Annotated in this window: 17 protein-coding genes and 8 pseudogenes; 11 read left to right on the top strand and 14 right to left on the bottom strand. The window is 49.1% G+C overall.

Translation table 11 applies throughout. The annotated features are described in order from the left end of the window. Positions 1 to 90: 90 nt before the first annotated feature. A complete protein-coding gene (hns, locus tag ACQGXV_RS31165; protein ID WP_440864192.1) occupies positions 91 to 498 on the bottom strand; it encodes a histone-like nucleoid-structuring protein H-NS in 408 nt (135 codons plus the stop codon). A gap of 519 nt (positions 499 to 1,017) precedes the next feature. Between hns and ACQGXV_RS31160 the strand changes: the two genes are divergently transcribed. The 5 genes and pseudogenes from ACQGXV_RS31160 (at position 1,018) to ACQGXV_RS31140 (ending at position 2,570) form a co-directional block, all read left to right on the top strand. Next, positions 1,018 to 1,164: a helix-turn-helix domain-containing protein gene (locus ACQGXV_RS31160; RefSeq protein WP_440864191.1), complete on the top strand. Its 147-nt coding sequence runs from the start codon at positions 1,018 to 1,020 to the stop codon at positions 1,162 to 1,164. Positions 1,165 to 1,284: 120 nt separating this feature from the next. Next, positions 1,285 to 1,581, top strand: a complete 297-nt coding sequence (locus ACQGXV_RS31155) for an IS630 transposase-related protein (protein WP_440864190.1) — start codon at positions 1,285 to 1,287, stop codon at positions 1,579 to 1,581. Next, the gene (locus ACQGXV_RS31150; RefSeq protein ID WP_440862665.1) at positions 1,505 to 2,038 is read left to right on the top strand and encodes an IS630 family transposase; all 534 of its coding nucleotides are present in this window, start codon (positions 1,505 to 1,507) and stop codon (positions 2,036 to 2,038) included. Before ACQGXV_RS31155 ends, ACQGXV_RS31150 begins: the two co-directional genes overlap by 77 nt. A gap of 59 nt (positions 2,039 to 2,097) precedes the next feature. Next, positions 2,098 to 2,440, top strand: a pseudogene (locus ACQGXV_RS31145) (thymidine kinase); the annotation flags it as partial. Further along, positions 2,400 to 2,570, top strand: a complete 171-nt coding sequence (locus ACQGXV_RS31140; RefSeq protein WP_440864189.1) for a hypothetical protein — start codon at positions 2,400 to 2,402, stop codon at positions 2,568 to 2,570. The pseudogene ACQGXV_RS31145 and the gene ACQGXV_RS31140, both read left to right, overlap by 41 nt. 99 nt (positions 2,571 to 2,669) lie before the next feature. Here the strand turns inward: ACQGXV_RS31140 and ACQGXV_RS31135 are convergent. The 4 genes and pseudogenes from ACQGXV_RS31135 to ACQGXV_RS31120 all read right to left on the bottom strand — a co-directional run. Then, a pseudogene (locus ACQGXV_RS31135) lies at positions 2,670 to 3,505 on the bottom strand (bifunctional acetaldehyde-CoA/alcohol dehydrogenase); the annotation flags it as partial. 21 nt (positions 3,506 to 3,526) lie between these two features. Continuing rightward, entirely contained in the window at positions 3,527 to 4,060 is a 534-nt protein-coding gene (locus ACQGXV_RS31130) for an IS630 family transposase (protein ID WP_440862665.1), read from the bottom strand. Then, on the bottom strand, positions 3,984 to 4,349 hold the full coding sequence (locus ACQGXV_RS31125) for an IS630 transposase-related protein (RefSeq protein ID WP_440862584.1): 366 nt from the start codon (positions 4,347 to 4,349) through the stop codon (positions 3,984 to 3,986). Before ACQGXV_RS31125 ends, ACQGXV_RS31130 begins: the two co-directional genes overlap by 77 nt. A 35-nt stretch (positions 4,350 to 4,384) precedes the next feature. Continuing rightward, positions 4,385 to 6,045: pseudogene (locus tag ACQGXV_RS31120) on the bottom strand (iron-containing alcohol dehydrogenase); the annotation flags it as partial. 302 nt (positions 6,046 to 6,347) lie between these two features. On the opposite strand from ACQGXV_RS31120, the pseudogene ACQGXV_RS31115 reads away from it, so the two are divergent. From ACQGXV_RS31115 to ACQGXV_RS31105, 3 genes and pseudogenes are all read left to right on the top strand, one after another. Beyond that, positions 6,348 to 6,962 (top strand): annotated as a pseudogene (locus ACQGXV_RS31115) (IS110 family transposase); the annotation flags it as partial. A 96-nt stretch (positions 6,963 to 7,058) separates the two neighbouring features. Further along, positions 7,059 to 8,033: an IS30 family transposase gene (locus ACQGXV_RS31110; protein ID WP_440863602.1), complete on the top strand. Its 975-nt coding sequence runs from the start codon at positions 7,059 to 7,061 to the stop codon at positions 8,031 to 8,033. Positions 8,034 to 8,074: 41 nt separating this feature from the next. Next, positions 8,075 to 9,004: pseudogene (locus ACQGXV_RS31105) on the top strand (IS256 family transposase); the annotation flags it as partial. A gap of 213 nt (positions 9,005 to 9,217) precedes the next feature. Here ACQGXV_RS31105 and ychF read toward each other — a convergent pair. Both ychF and pth read right to left on the bottom strand, forming a co-directional pair. Next, positions 9,218 to 10,309 (bottom strand): redox-regulated ATPase YchF, encoded by a 1,092-nt coding sequence (gene ychF / locus ACQGXV_RS31100; RefSeq protein WP_440864188.1) that lies wholly within the window; start codon positions 10,307 to 10,309, stop codon positions 9,218 to 9,220. Positions 10,310 to 10,437: 128 nt separating this feature from the next. Next, complete coding sequence (pth, locus tag ACQGXV_RS31095; RefSeq protein WP_440864187.1) at positions 10,438 to 11,025, bottom strand: aminoacyl-tRNA hydrolase; 588 nt, start codon at positions 11,023 to 11,025, stop codon at positions 10,438 to 10,440. A 364-nt stretch (positions 11,026 to 11,389) separates the two neighbouring features. Here pth and ychH point away from each other — a divergent pair, with 364 nt between their 5' ends. Beyond that, the gene (ychH, locus tag ACQGXV_RS31090) at positions 11,390 to 11,662 is read left to right on the top strand and encodes a stress-induced protein YchH (RefSeq protein WP_440864186.1); all 273 of its coding nucleotides are present in this window, start codon (positions 11,390 to 11,392) and stop codon (positions 11,660 to 11,662) included. Positions 11,663 to 11,757: 95 nt separating this feature from the next. On the opposite strand, the pseudogene ACQGXV_RS31085 reads toward ychH, so the two are convergent. Continuing rightward, a pseudogene (locus ACQGXV_RS31085) lies at positions 11,758 to 12,060 on the bottom strand (integrase core domain-containing protein); the annotation flags it as partial. Positions 12,061 to 12,113: 53 nt separating this feature from the next. Here ACQGXV_RS31085 and ACQGXV_RS31080 point away from each other — a divergent pair. Both ACQGXV_RS31080 and ACQGXV_RS31075 read left to right on the top strand, forming a co-directional pair. Further along, positions 12,114 to 12,392 (top strand): transposase, encoded by a 279-nt coding sequence (locus ACQGXV_RS31080; protein ID WP_440864185.1) that lies wholly within the window; start codon positions 12,114 to 12,116, stop codon positions 12,390 to 12,392. Positions 12,393 to 12,469: 77 nt separating this feature from the next. Next, on the top strand, positions 12,470 to 13,681 hold the full coding sequence (locus ACQGXV_RS31075) for an IS256 family transposase (RefSeq protein WP_440862551.1): 1,212 nt from the start codon (positions 12,470 to 12,472) through the stop codon (positions 13,679 to 13,681). A gap of 27 nt (positions 13,682 to 13,708) precedes the next feature. Here ACQGXV_RS31075 and ACQGXV_RS31070 read toward each other — a convergent pair whose 3' ends face one another. From ACQGXV_RS31070 to lolB, 6 genes and pseudogenes are all read right to left on the bottom strand, one after another. Beyond that, positions 13,709 to 13,984 carry an IS630 transposase-related protein gene (locus ACQGXV_RS31070; protein WP_440864184.1) on the bottom strand — a complete coding sequence of 92 codons (276 nt, stop codon included), beginning with the start codon at positions 13,982 to 13,984 and terminating at the stop codon, positions 13,709 to 13,711. A gap of 34 nt (positions 13,985 to 14,018) precedes the next feature. Beyond that, positions 14,019 to 14,699: pseudogene (locus ACQGXV_RS31065) on the bottom strand (IS5 family transposase); the annotation flags it as partial. A 77-nt stretch (positions 14,700 to 14,776) separates the two neighbouring features. Then, a pseudogene (locus ACQGXV_RS31060) lies at positions 14,777 to 15,312 on the bottom strand (transposase); the annotation flags it as partial. 247 nt (positions 15,313 to 15,559) lie between these two features. After that, complete coding sequence (prs, locus tag ACQGXV_RS31055; protein ID WP_440864183.1) at positions 15,560 to 16,507, bottom strand: ribose-phosphate diphosphokinase; 948 nt, start codon at positions 16,505 to 16,507, stop codon at positions 15,560 to 15,562. Positions 16,508 to 16,660: 153 nt separating this feature from the next. Next, complete coding sequence (ispE, locus tag ACQGXV_RS31050; RefSeq protein WP_440864182.1) at positions 16,661 to 17,536, bottom strand: 4-(cytidine 5'-diphospho)-2-C-methyl-D-erythritol kinase; 876 nt, start codon at positions 17,534 to 17,536, stop codon at positions 16,661 to 16,663. Positions 17,537 to 17,538: 2 nt separating this feature from the next. Beyond that, positions 17,539 to 18,162, bottom strand: a complete 624-nt coding sequence (gene lolB / locus ACQGXV_RS31045; protein ID WP_440864181.1) for a lipoprotein insertase outer membrane protein LolB — start codon at positions 18,160 to 18,162, stop codon at positions 17,539 to 17,541. Positions 18,163 to 18,260: the final 98 nt, after the last annotated feature.

The following is an 18,260-nucleotide window of genomic DNA, read 5'->3' as shown; positions in this document are numbered from 1 at the left end:
GTGGTTCGCGGAGCGTCACGAAAAATGGATATAAAAAACCCCGTTAAACGGGGTTTTTTGTTAAATAAGCGCAAGAATTCCGATTGGGAATTACAGCAGGAAATCGTCCAGCGATTTACTTTGCTCTTCAATGGCTTTTTTGATCACGGCAGGGGTACGGCCTTGGCCAGTCCACGTTCTTGATTCGCCGTTTTCATCGGTATATTGATATTTTGCAGGGCGTGCGGCGCGTTTGCTTTTGCCCGGAGTTTTTGCTGCACCCAAAGATTGCAACAGTTCATTCGGGTCGATGCCATCAGCAATCAACATATCACGATATTGTTGTAATTTACGGGTACGCTCTTCGATTTCTGCCTGAGCCTGATTATCTTCGTCACGACGCTCATTGACAACGACTTCCAGTTTTTCCAGCATTTCTTCCAAAGTATCCAGGCTGCATTCTCTCGCTTGGGCGCGCAGAGTACGGATGTTGTTTAGAACCTTTAGTGCTTCGCTCATTGTGATAATCTCAAATAATATTATTGGTGGCGTATGTAGGGTGATAATAGATGGCTATTTTATTTTCTGCAATAGTCAAATTTGTAAGATTGTTAAAAAATGGCGTTTTTAAAACCGATATCACGTTGCCGCTGAGGTAAATAAAACTGCGGTGTTAACAAATGAAATACCTGTTACTTGAGTATTACTCTGTGCGCTGCGTTAAAACGGTCAACGGTGATGTGGACAGAGAGCGATATAAGCATTTTTTATACCCGATAACGTTTACCTGTTGTCAGGTGGCTGCGTCGATAAGCACAAATCAAGTTACTCGTTCCCTTACTCTGAAGAGGGCGATTCCATGCCTTTCTGACCGGTATCATACAATGCTAATTATTTACGCTAAATATCGCTCATGCTGTTAATATTTTCCTATGTATAGGAATTTTCGCAATTGCCCATTGCTTTATATACGCCGAGCACCTACGCCATTGTGGCAGTGATATAGCTAAATGACTTAATTTTGATTACATTATTTAAATGAGCTATTCAATTGATTTTAGACGTAAAGTGATATCTACACGGAAAAACGAAGGGTTGAGTATCCGAGAAACAGCGAAGCAATTTCGGATTGGCCCTGCCTCTGTATCGCGTTGGATTAATCAAATAGAGGGATTTGTTGAATAATTTAACCGTTTGATTTACATCTTCTTTAGTTAGAATGCATTTACAGAGAATGTATTTTGTTAGAACGACAAATCAAATAGTTAGCACAATAAAAAGCATTCCGAGAGGAAAAATCAGTCGTTGAAATTTTATAATGCTTATATAAATCAGTATCTTAAATTATTCAACAAAGCCCAAATAGAGTCAAAAGCATCGACCACGCGTCAGCGAAAGATCGATAAATCCGAGTTGATAAAAGATGTTGAACAATATCCAGATGCTTACCAAAAAGAACGTGCAGAGCGTTTTGGCGTTTGTCAGAAGGCCATTTGGCAAGCGCTTAAAAAGCTGGGATTGACCTATAAAAAAAACTCTACGTCATCCGAAAGCCGACGAAAACGCCCGGCAGGGATTTCAACAAAAAAAACAACAGTATGAAAAAGAAGGTAAACCTATTGTTTTTATTGATGAAAGTGGTTTTTCACACGATGCCCCACGGACTCACGGCTATTCCCCAAAAGGTCAACGGTGTTTTGGCCTGAAGAACTGGGGAGCTAGGGGAAGAACAAATGTTATCGGCGCTTTATTAGGCACAACGCTGTTTGCTATCGGATTATTTGATATCAATATTAACAGCGATGTTTTCTATGCCTGGGTCACACAAGTCCTTATCCCAGTACTCCCTAAAAACAGTGTAATCATGATGGACAATGCCACTTTTCACAAAAAACATAATATTCAACAAGTCATCATCGATGCAGGGTATATGGTGGAGTATTTGCCTACATATTCGCCAGATCTTAACCCAATTGAGCATAAATGGGCACAAGCAAAAAGCAAAAAAAGAGAGATGGGTTGCGATACAGAGAGTTTGTTCTCAGTCCATATGGTGTAATCAAAATTAAGTCGCTTGGCTATATTCAACAAAGCCCCTTGGTGGTTAATGCGCAACGTGAACAGCCTGTACACTGCATATTAATCGATGAGTGCCAGTTTCTAACCCGCGAGCAGGTGAACCAGCTGTCGGACATTGTCGATGAGTTGGATATTCCGGTGCTGTGCTACGGTCTACGCACTGATTTTCAGGGCGAATTATTCTCCGGTAGCCAGTATCTGCTCGCCTGGGCGGATAAGCTGATCGAGTTGAAAACGGTTTGTCATTGCGTGCGCAAAGCGAATCGGGTACTGCGGCTTGATGCGCAGGGCAACCCGCTGCGCGAAGGTGAGCAGGTGGTGATCGGGGGGCAATGAGCGCTATGTGTCAGTCTGCCGTAAACACTATAGCCAACCGACTTAAAAATGATTACATCCTATGCCCTGATATGCGGCAAAGAAGCATAGCTGGCTGTTATCAAAATAATGTCGCTTGGCTATATAAAAGCGCATTGGGATTGATCCACGCGTCACTATCAACAGATAAGCAATAGGCGGTCGATAAAAATCAGGCCGATAAAAAAAACCAGTGACGCGGTGCGTCGCTGGGGTGAGAAACCCTCACCTTAACGGCAAGGGGGTGTTATCGCCTCTCAGTTAGCCTTCTTACCTTTTTTCTCGGTTTTGGCCGGGGCTTTCGCGTCTTCTACACTTTCCGTATAGGGACGGCCGTAGTACGTGTCCAGCATGATCTGTTTCAGTTCAGCAATCAGCGGATAGCGCGGGTTGGCCCCGTACACTGATCGTCAAAGGCATCTTCAGACAGTTTGTCCACTTTCGCCAGGAAATCGGCTTCTTGCACGCCTGCTTCACGAATTGACGTGGGGATGCCCAGTTCAGTTTTAATTTCATCCAACCAAGTCAACAGTTTGTCAATCTTCGCCGCAGTGCGATCGCCCGGCGCGCTCAGCCCCAGATGATCGGCCACTTCGGCAGAACGACGACGCGCTTGTGGTCGATCGTATTGACTGAATGCGGTTTGCTTGGTCGGGTTGTCATTCGCGTTATAACGAATCACGTTAGCGATCAACAGGGCGTTGGCCAAACCGTGCGGAATATGGAACTCAGAGCCCAGTTTGTGCGCCATGGAGTGGCAGACCCCAAGGAAGGCGTTGGCAAAGGCGATACCGGCGATGGTGGCGGCGTTGTGAACGCGTTCACGTGCAACCGGGTTTTTCGCGCCGTCACGGTAGCTGGCTGGCAGGTTCTCTTTGAGCAGCTTCAATGCCTGTAGCGCTTGTCCGTCGGAATATTCGTTGGCGAGTACCGATACGTAGGCTTCGAGTGAGTGGGTAACCGCATCCAGGCCGCCAAAGGCGCACAGAGATTTCGGCATGTTCATCACCAGATTCGCATCAACGATCGCCATGTCCGGGGTGAGCGCATAGTCAGCCAGCGGGTATTTTTGCCCGGTAGCATCATCCGTTATAGCCAAGCGACTTAATTTTGATTACACCATATGGACTGAGAACAAACTCTCTGTATCGCAACCCATCTCTCTTTTTTTGCTTTTTGCTTGTGCCCATTTATGCTCAATTGGGTTAAGATCTGGCGAATATGTAGGCAAATACTCCACCATATACCCTGCATCGATGATGACTTGTTGAATATTATGTTTTTTGTGAAAAGTGGCATTGTCCATCATGATTACACTGTTTTTAGGGAGTACTGGGATAAGGACTTGTGTGACCCAGGCATAGAAAACATCGCTGTTAATATTGATATCAAATAATCCGATAGCAAACAGCGTTGTGCCTAATAAAGCGCCGATAACATTTGTTCTTCCCCTAGCTCCCCAGTTCTTCAGGCCAAAACACCGTTGACCTTTTGGGGAATAGCCGTGAGTCCGTGGGGCATCGTGTGAAAAACCACTTTCATCAATAAAAACAATAGGTTTACCTTCTTTTTCATACTGTTGTTTTTTTTGTTGAAATCCCTGCCGGGCGTTTTCGTCGGCTTTCGGATGACGTAGAGTTTTTTTTATAGGTCAATCCCAGCTTTTTAAGCGCTTGCCAAATGGCCTTCTGACAAACGCCAAAACGCTCTGCACGTTCTTTTTGGTAAGCATCTGGATATTGTTCAACATCTTTTATCAACTCGGATTTATCGATCTTTCGCTGACGCGTGGTCGATGCTTTTGACTCTATTTGATTAATCCAACGCGATACAGAGGCAGGGCCAATCCGAAATTGCTTCGCTGTTTCTCGGATACTCAACCCTTCGTTTTTCCGTGTAGATATCACTTTACGTCTAAAATCAATTGAATAGCTCATTTAAATAATGTAATCAAAATTAAGTCGTTTAGCTATACTACGGCGAACGGCGTCACTTCAGAACCGGTACCGGATGTGGTGGTCACGGCAATCATCTTCGCCTTCACGCCAATTTTCGGGAATTTGTAGATACGCTTGCGAATATCCATAAAGCGCAGCGCCAATTCTTCAAAATGGGTATCTGGATGCTCGTACATCACCCACATGATTTTGGCCGTGTCCATCGGTGAACCGCCACCTAGCGCGATGATCACGTCAGGCTTGAATGCTTGCATCTGCTCAGCGCCTTTGCGCACGATGCTCAGCGTCGGATCGGCTTCCACTTCAAAGAAAACATCGGTTTCCATTCCGTGCTGTTTCAGCACCGACGTGATTTGATCCACGTAGCCGTTGTTGAACAAGAAACGGTCAGTAACGATAAAGGCGCGTTTGTGGCCATCCTCGGCCACTTATTCCAGTGCGATAGGCAAGGAGCCACGACGGAAATAGATGGATTTCGGAAGTTTGTGCCACAACATATTTTCAGCTCGCTTGGCTACCGTTTTCTTGTTAATCAAGTGTTTGGGTCCGACGTTTTCTGAAATTGAGTTACCACCCCAAGAGCCGCAGCCCAGCGTTAGCGACGGTGCCAGATTGAAGTTGTACAGATCGCCGGTACCGCCCTGAGAGGCTGGTGTATTGATTAAAATACACGCGATTTTCATCATCGCCCCAAAATGGTTGACGCGTGCTACCTCGTTATCCTGATCGGTATACAGGCAGGAGGTATGACCGATACCTCCCATGGCGACCAACTTCTCGGCTTTGACTAAAATCCTATTGGGATAGGTTCTAAGGCGTCATCAAAATCTTTAGCGCGATACATGGCAAGCGTTGGCGACAGTTTCTCGTGGGCAAACGGTTCAGACTCATCCACGTTAACCACTTCACCAATCAGCACTTTAGTCCCAGTGGGCACAGTAAAACCGGCCATTTCGGCGATTTTTGGCGCTGCCTGACCAACAATAGCCGCGTTAAGCGAGCCGTTTTTCAAAATGATCGATTGGATTGCTGCGAGCTCTTTATAGCCAAGCGACATTATTTTGATAACAGCCAGCTATGCTTCTTTGCCGCATATCAGGGCATAGGATGTAATCATTTTTAAGTCGGTTGGCTATACCTTGCAGCAGATAGCCGCCGTGGGTTGAAAAACGTTCCCGCACCGCGTCATAAACGCTGTCTACCACAATCACCGACTGTTCAGAGGCGCAGATAACACCGTTGTCGAACGTTTTCGACATCAGAATAGAAGCCACGGCGCGTTTGATGTCTGCCGTTTCATCGATCACAACGGGGTATTGCCAGCGCCCACCCCGATGGCCGGTTTGCCGGAACTGTAGGCGGCTTTTACCATGCCGGGACCACCGGTGGCGAGGATCATATTAATGTCGGGATGGTGCATTAACTGGTTGGACAATTCCACAGAAGGCTCATCAATCCAGCCAATTATGTCTTTCGGCGCGCCGGCAGCGATGGCGGCTTGCAGCACGATGTCTGCGGCTTTATTGGTGGCATTTTTAGCGCGCGGGTGCGGCGAGAAAATGATGCCATTACGGGTTTTCAGACTGATAAGTGCTTTGAAAATAGCGGTGGAGGTCGGGTTAGTGGTCGGGACAATCCCGCACAGCAATCCGATCGGCTCGGCGATGGTGATGGTGATGGTGATGGTGCGAGAGTGTAAAAAGATCTGTGTAAATGGCATTTTGAGGAAAACCTTCAGAGGACAAAAAATGCCTATCAGCAACGAACTTATTGACCAACTGCTTCAGGATTGCCACTCCCCTTGTATCTTAAAAGTTGGTTAAAATAACTACGATTAGATTTGGCACAGCGTATGCAGCCCGATTTCCCCTTGGGTTAAAAGCCCGTTACTGAGCGACTGGCGCATACGTTGAGCCACTCATCTGAAACCCGAACAGTTGTCCGTACTCCATAACGCATTTGCAAGGATGGGTAATAATGAGTCTGCCAAGTCCACTCTGTGTAGGTATCGATGTTTCGAAAGCAACGCTGGACATTGCCGCCAGCAGCACGATTGCGCAATTTTCTGTTGCCAATGATGCTGACGGCTTTGATTCCATTATTGCTGAGCTGAAGAAGCACGACGTTGCGCTTGTGCTGATGGAAGCCACCGGAGGGCTTGAAGCTGCCGTAGCTTGTGCGCTTCAGGCCGAAGGTTTTGAGCTCGCTGTGGTCAACCCCAGGCAGGCTCGTGACTTTGCCCGTGCTATGGGGTATCTGGCGAAGACTGACCGTATTGATGCGAGAGCACTTGCGCAGATGACCGAGGTTATTAATCGCCATCCGGAACGAGGCCGCTTTATTCGGGCTTTGCCGGATACTGAACGTCAGGTTCTCAATTCCATGGTAGTTCGCAGACGGCAGTTGATTGCAATGCTGGTTGCTGAACGAAACAGGTTGTATCTGGCTCATCAGCAAAGCAGAAAAAGCATTAATATCATCATCAAAGCGCTGGAAGATGAACTTGCGCGGATCGATAAGGACATGAACACCCACATCAGCAACCACTTCAAAGAGCTTTCTGAGCGGTTGAGTAGCATTAAGGGCGTCGGCACTATGAGCCCCATTCCCAGTCGAAATGCAACAAAGTGACCCACTGGCCAGAGTCGGATAAAATCACCGTTCTGGCCCTACTGGAGATCCCGTTGCATGCAGGGAAAACATCTGACTCACAAAGAACGGTTCTACATCGAAAAGCGGCGTGGTGATGGGGTTAACCAGGCCACCATCGCCCGGGAACTGGAGCTTCCTCGTTCTACCATCAGCAGGGAACTCAGACGCAATACCGACGCCGCTTTCAACGGGGTCTATTCCTGCAGAAGGGCCGAAACGTTGGCCAGAGGGCGGCGGCAGAAAACACGGCCGGACAGCGTGATTAACCAGCTTGAACCGCACATTCAGGACTTTATCATAACGGCGCTGTCTACCCACACCTCACCTGAGGTCATCAGTGGGCGCCTGGTCCTGGAATTTGGCCTGTCCGTCAGCAAGAACTCGCTCTATCGCTATATCCAGCAGGAGCGCCGGGCCGGCGGTGAGCTGTATCAGCAGCTCCCTCATCGGGGTAAACGGTATAACTATCAGACCGATGAGAACAAACGCGGTCCTATTCCCAACCGTGTTGGCATTGAGCAGCGGCCGGCCGTTGCTGACCTCAAGCAGGAACCCGGGCATTTCGAGATTGACACCATCTTTGGCAAAGATCAGAAATCATTCCTGCTGACGGTGGTCGATAAAGCCGTCAAGCTGGTCATCATTCGCAAACTGCCCAACAAGCGAGCAGAGACAGTGGTAGCGGCCTTCAGGGACATCGTTGCCAATACCTTCTGCGAGTTTAAAACCCTGACTGCTGACAACGGTTCTGAATTTTCCCAGCACGGGGAAATTACAAAAGTCACGGGGGCACCGGTCTACTTTGCCCGGCCATATCATTCCTGGGAACGCGGGTTGAATGAGCATACCAACGGGCTGATACGGCGTTTTTACCCGAAGGGAACGGACTTCAATTATGTCACCCATCGCAAGGTTGCAGCACTCGAACACCTGCTCAATACGCGAGGCAGAAAATCGCTGGGTTATCGTTCTCCAAATGAGGTATTTTTAACGCACTTACAGGCGGCATAATGCCCTACCGTTTTGTTGCGTTTCGACTGGGAATGGGCCCACTGATCGGTAAGCACGAAAAGCAGCTTAACGGCTTCGATGACCGCATTATTTCTCTCTATTCCAGAGGGCTATCAACGCGTGATATTCAGGCTCACTTTAAAGAAGTCTACGGGGTCGATGTTTCCGCTGGCTTCATTTCTCAAGTGACCAATGCCGTGATGGATGACGTTAAGCGCTGGCAGCGACGGCCGCTGGATGCGTTTTATCCCATTGTTTACCTTGACTGTATTGTGGTCAAAAGCCAGGACGGCGGAGCCGTGACCAACAAGTCTGTTTACTTGGCTCTAGGCATCAACGGCCAGGGCGAAAAAGAGCTGCTGGGGCTATGGATAGCCAAAACCGAGGGGGCCAAGTTCTGGTTATCTGTAATGACAGAACTGAAAAATCGTGGGCTACAGGACATCTTCATCGCCTGCTGCGATGGCCTGAAGGGCTTTCCTGATGCCATTGAAGCTGTTTACCCGCATACGCGGGTACAGCTCTGCATCGTGCATCAGGTGCGGAACTCGCTGCGCTACGTCGGCTGGAAAGAGCGTAAAGCCGTTGCTGCTGACCTCCGTACTATCTATAGTTCCGCAACGCTAGAGGGCGCTGAAGAGGCCCTGGATGCCTTCGCGGCCAAATGGGATGAGCAGTTCCCGACGATCAGCCCATCGCGGAGAAATAATTGGGAACGTCTCATCGTCATTTTTGATTTTCCGCCGGAGATTCGCAAGGTTATCTACACCACCAACGCGATAGAGTCGTTAAATGCTTCATTGCGCAAGATAACGAAAACGCGACGAATATTTCCAACGGATGACTCTGTGCTAAAATTATTCTATCTAGCCTTGCATAATATCTCGGCTAAATGGACCCTACCAATCAGAGACTGGAAACCGGCTATGAGCCAATTCATGTTGATGTATGGAGATCGGATTTCCGGTTAAGCGATGGAGCCATTTACACGAAATTCTTTACAGACTCATAAAATCGAACGTAGTATGTTGCTAAGGCCGATGCCCAGTAGTTATTGCAGCCCGATTGCGTTGTGACGCCGTGAGGCATTATGAAAACAAAAAATCCACGCAACTGCGTGGGTTTTTTGAGGTTTGGTGGTCCTTATGCGATGCAGTGAGATCGCATGAGACAACATAATCGATTTAGACGTTAAACAAGAATTTCATCACATCGCCATCTTTAAGGATGTATTCTTTCCCTTCAGAACGCATTTTTCCTGCTTCTTTCGCGCCTTGCTCACCTTTGTAGGTGATGAAGTCTTCATACGCGATAGTTTGGGCGCGGATAAAGCCTTTTTCAAAGTCGGTATGGATTTTACCTGCGGCCTGTGGGGCAGTAGCGCCGACAGGGATGGTCCAGGCGCGCACTTCTTTTACGCCGGCGGTAAAGTAGGTTTGCAGGTTAAGCAGTTCATAACCGGCGCGAATCACGCGGTTCAGGCCCGGTTCTTCCAGCCCCAGTTCTGCCATGAATTCGTCGCGATCGGCGTCATCCAGTTCGGCAATGTCGGATTCCACCTCAGCACAAACCGGGACGACCACAGAACCTTCGCTGGCAGCGATTTCACGCACCCGATCCAGGTAGGGGTTGTTTTCAAAGCCATCTTCATTGACGTTAGCGATGTACATGGTGGGCTTGAGCGTCAGGAAGCTCAGGTAACGAATGGCCGCTTTCTCTTCAGCGTTCAGATCTAGGGCGCGCAACATGCCCGCTTTTTCCAACTGCGGCAGACATTTTTCCAGCGCGGCCTGTTCAATTTTGGCGTCTTTGTCGCCGCCTTTGGCTTTCTTCTGCACGCGGTGCAGTGCACGTTCGCAGGTATCGAGATCAGCCAGCGCCAGTTCGGTGTTAATGGTATCGATGTCGTCAGCCGGATCAACTTTGCCCGCAACGTGGATAATATTGTCGTTTTCGAAGCAGCGCACTACGTGACCGGTCGCTTCCGTTTCGCGGATGTTAGTCAGGAATTGGTTACCCACGCCTTCACCTTTGGACGCACCTTTTACCAGACCTGCGATATCAACAAACTCCATCGTGGTTGGGAGAATACTCTGCGGTTTAACAATCTCGGCCAGCTTATCCAAACGCGGATCGGGCATCGGCACCACGCCAGTGTTGGGCTCTATGGTGCAAAACGGAAAGTTGGCCGCTTCGATACCGGCTTTGGTCAATGCATTGAACAGCGTAGATTTACCCACGTTAGGCAGCCCAACGATACCGCATTTGAATCCCATACTTTTATCACCTTAAATAGCTTATCAATCAGATGGTTGTGGTTTGTTATCTGAACAAATAAATACGTTAGCGCCGATTATACACGGAATGGCGCATTAACTCGAATCGCCTGCGCGCGAATATTACTTCACACAGGTTTATAGGCGTGCAGTCGATTCATTGCTTTTACCATATCGTCTTTCAGCAAAATCTCGGTGCAGCGAATGGCTTCGTCGATCGCGCAGTCGATCAGCGTCTGCTCACTGGCGGGCGGTTTGCCCAGCACAAAACCGGTAACCTTACTTTTATCACCGGGATGGCCGATACCGATGCGCAAACGGTGAAAATTAGGGTTGTTCCCTAATTTGCTCATGATGTCTTTCAAGCCGTTGTGTCCGCCGTGTCCACCGCCCAGTTTTAGTTTGGCAATCCCCGGTAAAAGATCCAGCTCATCGTGCGCCACCAAAATTTCATCCGGTTGGATGCGGTAAAAGGTTGCCATTGCCGCCACTGCTTTACCACTGAGGTTCATAAAGGTGGTTGGCACCAGCAGACGAATATCGTGGCCAGCCAGCTTAAGGCGTGCGGTATAGCCAAAGAACTTGGCCTCTTCCTTCAGCGATTGCCGATAAACCTCAGCTAACTGGTCAACATACCAGGCACCGGCATTGTGGCGCGTGGCGGCGTATTCGGCTCCCGGATTCGCCAATCCGACGATCAATTTGATACTGCTCACGTTAAGTCCCAGATTTTGCGTCTTATGACGCCCGATAACAGAAAGTCAAACGCGTAGTTTACACACGTGTAGTACAGTGAAAAAGCCTTCAGCAGGTTGTTTGTCGTGCGTTCGACGGGCGTGCAGCAGAAAAGGGTTGGAAACGATTTACTTTGGTAACAATTCAATTTTGTTATTAATTATATTCACACTCTGTCAGCACTAAATGTAAAAAAACGTTTCTACACTTGCTTATCTGTGATCGCCTACGCAATACCTTATTGCCTACAGCGTCTATAATTACATCAGAACAAGGACGGTTACGTAGCATTTTCATTTTTCCGAACGGTCACGTATTTTACCTGACCCTTACAGGAGGTGACAGATGAAACGCAAAAATGCTGTCATGCTAGGCAACGTATTTATGGGTATCGGTATTGTGTTAATGGTCGGGGGGATCGCCTTAACCATTATCAGCCAATTACCGGAGCTTAACTTGCCCGCCTATTTTACCTATTTCGACCTGATGGCCATCTTCGCTGGTGCCATGACCTGGTTGGTTGGTGCGCGCATTGGCGGCCGTGAAGCCGTCGCCGATCGCTATTGGTGGGTGAAGCATTTCGATAAACGCTGCCTCCGCCAGCAACCGCATTCCTGATAATACCAGACGCCTGCCTGTGCGGCAGGCGTTGAGATACTTTCTGCTTGCAGAAAGTATCTGCTTTGCGCGCTTATCATATTCCTCTATAGTGGTCAACTAAATTTGGCCACCCTACCTGACTGTTGATGGAACAGCCGTTCTGATTCATTTGGTGTTAACCCACCGTTATACCAGTGAGGTCTGACATCGCTATAATAATGGGTTATGTAGCGAATAATGGATGATTGAGCAGTACTAAAGCTTTGGTAGCCAGTCGTTGGCACCCATTCAGTCTTCAGACTACGGAAGAATCGCTCCATCGGACTATTATCCCAACAATTTCCTCTGCGACTCATACTTTGGGTCATCTGATAACGCCACAATGCCTGCCTATACTGACGACTGGTGTAATGGCTGTAGTGGTTGAATAATCAGGACACTAAACTTACATCCAAAACGGAGGTGTTTAGTGAACCATAAACGACAATTTACCCCTGAGTTTAAAAAGGAAGCCGTTGCCCTGGTAACAAAGCAGTGCTATACGATAGCCAGGGCAGCAGCATCGCTGGGCATAAGCAACAAAACCCTGCATACATGGGTCTCGCTGGCACGCAAGCAGAGCAACGGCGTACTCAGCGATGATGAACGTGCAGAGTTAAAACGGTTACAAAAGGAAAACAAAGAGTTACGTACAGAGAAGGAGATACTAAAAAAGGCGAGTGCCTTCTTCTCGAAACATATGTCGTGAGATATAGCCAAGCGACTGAGACTGTAAAATAATCTGTGTAAATGGCATTTTGAGGAAAACCTTCAAAGGATAACAAAATGCCTATCAGCAACGAACTTATTGACCAACTGCTTCAAGATTGTCACTCCCCTCAGGATCTGCTGGGTGAATCAGGCCTACTCAAGGTGCTGACTAAAAGACTGGCGGAACGGGTTCTTGAAGCTGAGATGGAGATGCACCTTGGGTATGCTAAGCATGACCCGGCTGGTAATCATTCAGGCAACTCACGCAATGGCAAGACATCCAAGAGCGTACGTAGCCAAAATGGGGAGATCGAGCTCGATATTCCGCGCGACCGCAACAGTACCTTCGAGCCGACACTGATCGGTAAGCACGAAAAACAGCTTAACGGCTTCGATGACCGCATTATTTCTCTCTATTCCAGAGGGTTATCAACCCGTGATATTCAGGCACACTTTAAAGAAGTCTACGGGGTCGATGTTTCCGCTGGCTTCATTTCTCAAGTGACCAATGCTGTGATGGATGAAGTTAAGCGCTGGCAGCAACGGCCGCTGGATGCGCTTTATCCCATTGTTTACCTTGACTGTATTGTTGTCAAAAGCCAGGACGGCGGAGCCGTGGCCAACAAGTCTGTTTATCTGGCCCTCGGCGTCAACGGCCAGGGCGAAAAAGAGCTGCTGGGGCTATGGATAGCCAAAACTGAGGGGGCCAAGTTCTGGTTATCTGTGATGACAGAACTGAAAAATCGTGGGCTAAAGGACATCTTCGTCGCCTGCTGCGATGGCCTGAAAGGCTTTCCTGATGCCATTGAAGCTGTTTACCCGCATACGCGGGTACAGCTCTGCATTGTGCATCAGGTGCGGAACTCGCTGCGCTACGTCGGCTGGAAAGAGCGTAAGGCCGTTGCTGCTGACCTGCGCACCATCTATAGTTCCGCAACGCTAGAGGGCGCTGAAGAGGCCCTGGATGCCTTCGCGGCCAAATGGGATGAACAGTTCCCGACGATCAGCCCGTCGTGGAGAAATAATTGGGAACGTCTCATCGTCATTTTTGACTTTCCGCCGGAGATCCGCAAGGTTATCTACACCACCAACGCGATAGAGTCGTTAAATGCTTCATTGCGCAAGATAACGAAAACGCGACGAATATTTCCAACGGATGACTCGGTGATAAAATTACTCTATCTAGCCTTGCATAATATCTCTGCTAAATGGACCTTGCCAATCAGAGACTGGAAACCTGCTATGAGCCAATTCATGTTGATGTATGGAGAACGAATCTCCGGTTAAGCAATGGAGCCATTTACACAAAATTCTTTACAGACTCGCTTGCCAAATGGCCTTCTGACAAACGCCAAAACGCTCTGCACGTTCTTTTTGGTAAGCATCTGGATATTGTTCAACATCTTTTATCAACTCGGATTTATCGATCTTTCGCTGACGCGTGGTCGATGCTTTTGACTCTATTTGATTAATCCAACGCGATACAGAGGCAGGGCCAATCCGAAATTGCTTCGCTGTTTCTCGGATACTCAACCCTTCGTTTTTCCGTGTAGATATCACTTTACGTCTAAAATCAATTGAATAGCTCATTTAAATAATGTAATCAAAATTAAGTCGTTTAGCTATACTTGTCCGGCCAGTATTTGGCTCCGCTTCGCGGCGGGATAAGGGGCCTGATTTTCTTTCTTAGCAACGCATCGTGGCAGTAACGGGCGTCATAAGCACCGTCTGCTGACACTTCCCTGATTTTTCGGTGGGTTTGGTTAATCAGGCCCGGCAGTGCCTGCGCATCTGTCGTTCCGCTGAGCGATAAGTCGGCACAGATAATCTCATGCGTCGCACTGTCTGCTGCCAGATGAAGCTTGCGCCACACTCTTCGTCTGTCAGCCCCATGCTGCCTGACTTTCCATTCACCTTCGCCAAAGACCTTCAGACCGGTACTGTCGATGACCAGATGCGAGATTTCACCACGCGTTGGCGTTTTTATGCTGATACTGACGGTTTTTGCCCGCCGACTGACCAGAGAGTAGTCCGGGCAGCGCATTGGCAGGCTCATCAGTGTAAAAACCGAGTCGACAAAGCCCTGTAATGCCCGGAGCGACAGGTTAAACACGCGCTTTATCATCAAAACCGTGGTAACAGCCATATCGGTGTAGTAAAGCGGCCGACCACGACCTTCAGGCGAAGAACTGTCAGTCCATGCAGCGATGGCGGACTCATCAAGCCAGACCGTCAGGGAGCCGCGTTGTCTGAGTGCTTTGTTGTAGGTGGGCCAGTTGGTGATTTTAAACTTTTGCTTTGCCATGGGGAGCTGCTATCGGGAGCGATGATAGTGCTTTGATCCGGCGATCCCCTGAAAGTTCGATTTATTCAACAAAGCCACTTACCCGCTAACCACCGCCCAAGTTTCACGTCGTGTGTATTGGTAACCATCGTGGCGATAGTCCTTGCGCCCGCAGACCCGCCACTAACGTTCCACGCTTCGCTGACCAGGCTACGTTTTATCGTCCGCTCAATATCTGGCTCCTTAGGTCGACACCAATAGCTATAACTGCGTCGGTGAACATTAAAAATACGACACAACGCTTTCACTGGATAAAGCGCTCTTAGCTTTTCAACTACCGAGAATTTTTCAGTGAGTCGGACATTAAGAGCGCAGTAGCCTTTTTTAAGATGGCATTCTCCATTTCCAGTCGGTGGATTTTTTTCTTCATTTCTCTGAACTCAATTTGTTCAGGTGTTAATGGCAGACCAGGCGATGTTTTCCCTTGACGTTCTAAACGAAGGGCTCTTACCCACCGGCTAATCGCTGAAAGACTGACGTTCATGGCTTTCGCGGCTTCCTGGTAGGTATAATTTTGGTCAAGGACTAATTTGGCGGTTTCACATTTAAATTCAGCAGTAATTATTTTACTCATTTTGGCACCTATAAAAATCATGAGGTAAGCATATCACCTCTACTTAGGTGGCCAAATTCAGTATGCCACTACACTCCTGCGCTAATAGACCCGATAATAATTATCGCCATTGTTCATAAGCAATATTATTGTCGCGCTGAACGATATTATGTCGAGCAGGTAAATGTACCCACACGATAATAAAAAACGCCACCCGAAGGTGGCGTTTTGTTAATAACAAATTGACAACAGAGATGGACGCTGTTGATTAATGCTCAAACATGGCAGAAATAGACTCTTCGTTGCTGATGCGACGAATAGCTTCTGCCAACATGCCCGAAAGTGTCAGCGTGCGCACGTTAGGCAGTGCTTTGATATTTTCCGACAGCGGAATGGTATCGCAGACGATCAATTCATCAATCACCGAATTCTTGATGTTGTCATACGCATTGCCAGAGAAAATCGGGTGAGTGGCATAAGCAAAGACGCGTTTGGCACCGCGTTCTTTTAATGCTTCTGCCGCTTTGCACAGTGTGCCACCGGTATCGATCATGTCGTCGACCAGAATACAGTCGCGCCCAGCGACATCACCAATGATGTGCATCACCTGAGAAACGTTGGCGCGCGGACGACGTTTGTCGATGATCGCCATGTCAGTGTCGTTCAGCAGTTTAGCAATGGCGCGTGCGCGCACAACGCCACCGATATCCGGAGAAACCACAATCGGGTTTTCCAGATTCTGCTGCAACATATCTTCCAGCAGAATGGGGCTGCCGAAAACGTTATCGACCGGAACATCGAAGAAGCCTTGAATCTGTTCTGCGTGCAGGTCCACGGTCAGGACACGGTCAACCCCGACGCTTGACAGAAAGTCAGCGACCACTTTGGAGGTGATCGGCACACGCGCAGAACGCACACGGCGGTCCTGACGAGCATAGCCGAAATACGGGATAACGGCGGTAATACGTCCCGCTGACGCGCGGCGTAGAGCATCGACCATTACAACCAGCTCCATCAGGTTGTCATTGGTTGGTGCACAGGTGGACTGGATGATGAAAATGTCGCCACCACGAACGTTTTCATTGACTTGCACGCTGACTTCACCGTCGCTAAAGCGACCTACAGCGGCGTCTCCCAGGCTGGTGTATAAACGGTTGGCAATACGTTGCGCTAGTTCGGGGATAGCGTTACCAGCAAAAAGCTTCATATCAGGCACGAGAAGAACCTCAGGCTTGCGTCCAGAGAAATATTGTACCCGGTGTCTCGAGGGCGTTGCGAGGCAGCGGGTAAAATATGCATACGGGTGTATGAGTTAAGCGTTGAACTTAAGGCATAAACCCGTCATACGGGGTAAAAAATTTTTCAACGCTTAACGTTGCCCAGAAAGCACACGGTGCAGCGGCGAGGTATTCACGCCACGCGCAACAAAACCGTTCAGCGTTTCCGGGGCCTGGTCAAGCACCTGACGAGCGGCAAATTCGGTGTCGAATTCGGCAAACACACAAGCTCCCGTTCCTGTCAGGCGCGCCGGTGCGTATTCTAGCAGCCAAGAAAGTCGCTGTTCAACCTCGCGAAAACGTTTTCTTACGGTAGATTCACAATCATTGACGAAGGTCTGTTTTTGTAGCTCATCTAATGTGCGTACCGGTGTGTTACGCGGTAAGTCAGGATCGCCAAATACCAAGGGTGTCGGAATGGCGACGCCGGGGTGCACCACCAGATACCATTTTTCCGGCGGCGAAGCGGGTGTCAGCCTCTCACCAACGCCTTCGGCAAAGGCGGCGTGACCGCGCACAAACACCGGCACATCTGCACCTAATTGTAATCCCAACTGCGCCAGCGTGTCTTCATCAAGACCGCATTGCCACAGGTGATTAAACGCAACCAGCACCGTAGCGGCGTTGGACGAACCGCCCCCCAGCCCGCCTCCCATCGGCAGGCGTTTATCGATAGCGATATCGGCGCCGTTACGGGCAAGGGTGAGGCCCTGCTCATGGCAGTAGGCCTGTAACAGGCGTGCTGCGCGCACCGCCAGATTGGTGTCGTCAGGTACGCCGGGCAGCGGGGTGAGTAGCTGGATAACACCGTCGTTGCGTAACCCGATGTCGACCGTATCGCCATAATCCAGAAACTGAAACAGCGTTTGCAACATGTGATATCCGTCGGCACGCTGGCCAGTGATATACAGAAACAGGTTGAGTTTGGCCGGAGACGGCCACTGCGTCAGCTGTGCAGCATCGCTCATGCTTATTGCACCGTCCAGTTATTCATTTTCAGCTTGATGCGTTGCTCGCCTTGCGTCAGTTCGAGAGCGTTCGGCAGCGTGGGCGTGACGCTATCATCGTACCCAAGGTATTTCACTTCCCACGTTAGGCCGTTTTGTTGAAGCGTTGCCGTACTGAGCCGTGCGTGCTCATTCAGCGTAAACTGCTGCGCATCTCCCGGTACGCCAATCATCCACTGGCGCAGATTGGTCAACGGAATACGCATTCCGGTCAATTGATACAGCATGTACTCGGCATCTTTGCCGATATAACGTTTGCCTTGTCCATCGGTGATTTGAATGCCATCAGGCTGCGCGCGCAGTTCCAGCTCTGTGCCGCCAAACGGGTTGGTCAGCAGCAGGCGGTAGCGCTGCGCAGAGGACTCTTGCCAGAAAAAGTTGGCTGAAAGCTTCTTGCTATCGGAGAGATAGGCAAATGCGCCACGCGTCTGATACTGGCTTAATTGTTGCACCTGCTGCTTATGTTGCAACCAGGCTGGAGAGTCCGACGTTGCATTGGGACCAGAGGGTTTGGTCAGCGTACAGGCGGTCAGCAGTAAGCTGGCGACAGGCAGGAGCCGTAAGGCGCGGGCGGTGTGGATTAACATGTTACATGTATCCTATTAAGGGTAGAGAACCCCGTCATCATGTCGAATGGATACAGTGTGCCATGCGTTGCAAGCGATGCCCAGCGACAATGTATGGC

The organism is Symbiopectobacterium purcellii (assembly GCF_052050035.1).
Lineage (GTDB): Bacteria > Pseudomonadota > Gammaproteobacteria > Enterobacterales > Enterobacteriaceae > Symbiopectobacterium > Symbiopectobacterium purcellii_A.
Note: the sequence above shows the minus strand (reverse complement) of the source record. Positions and strands in the feature narration are given on the sequence as shown.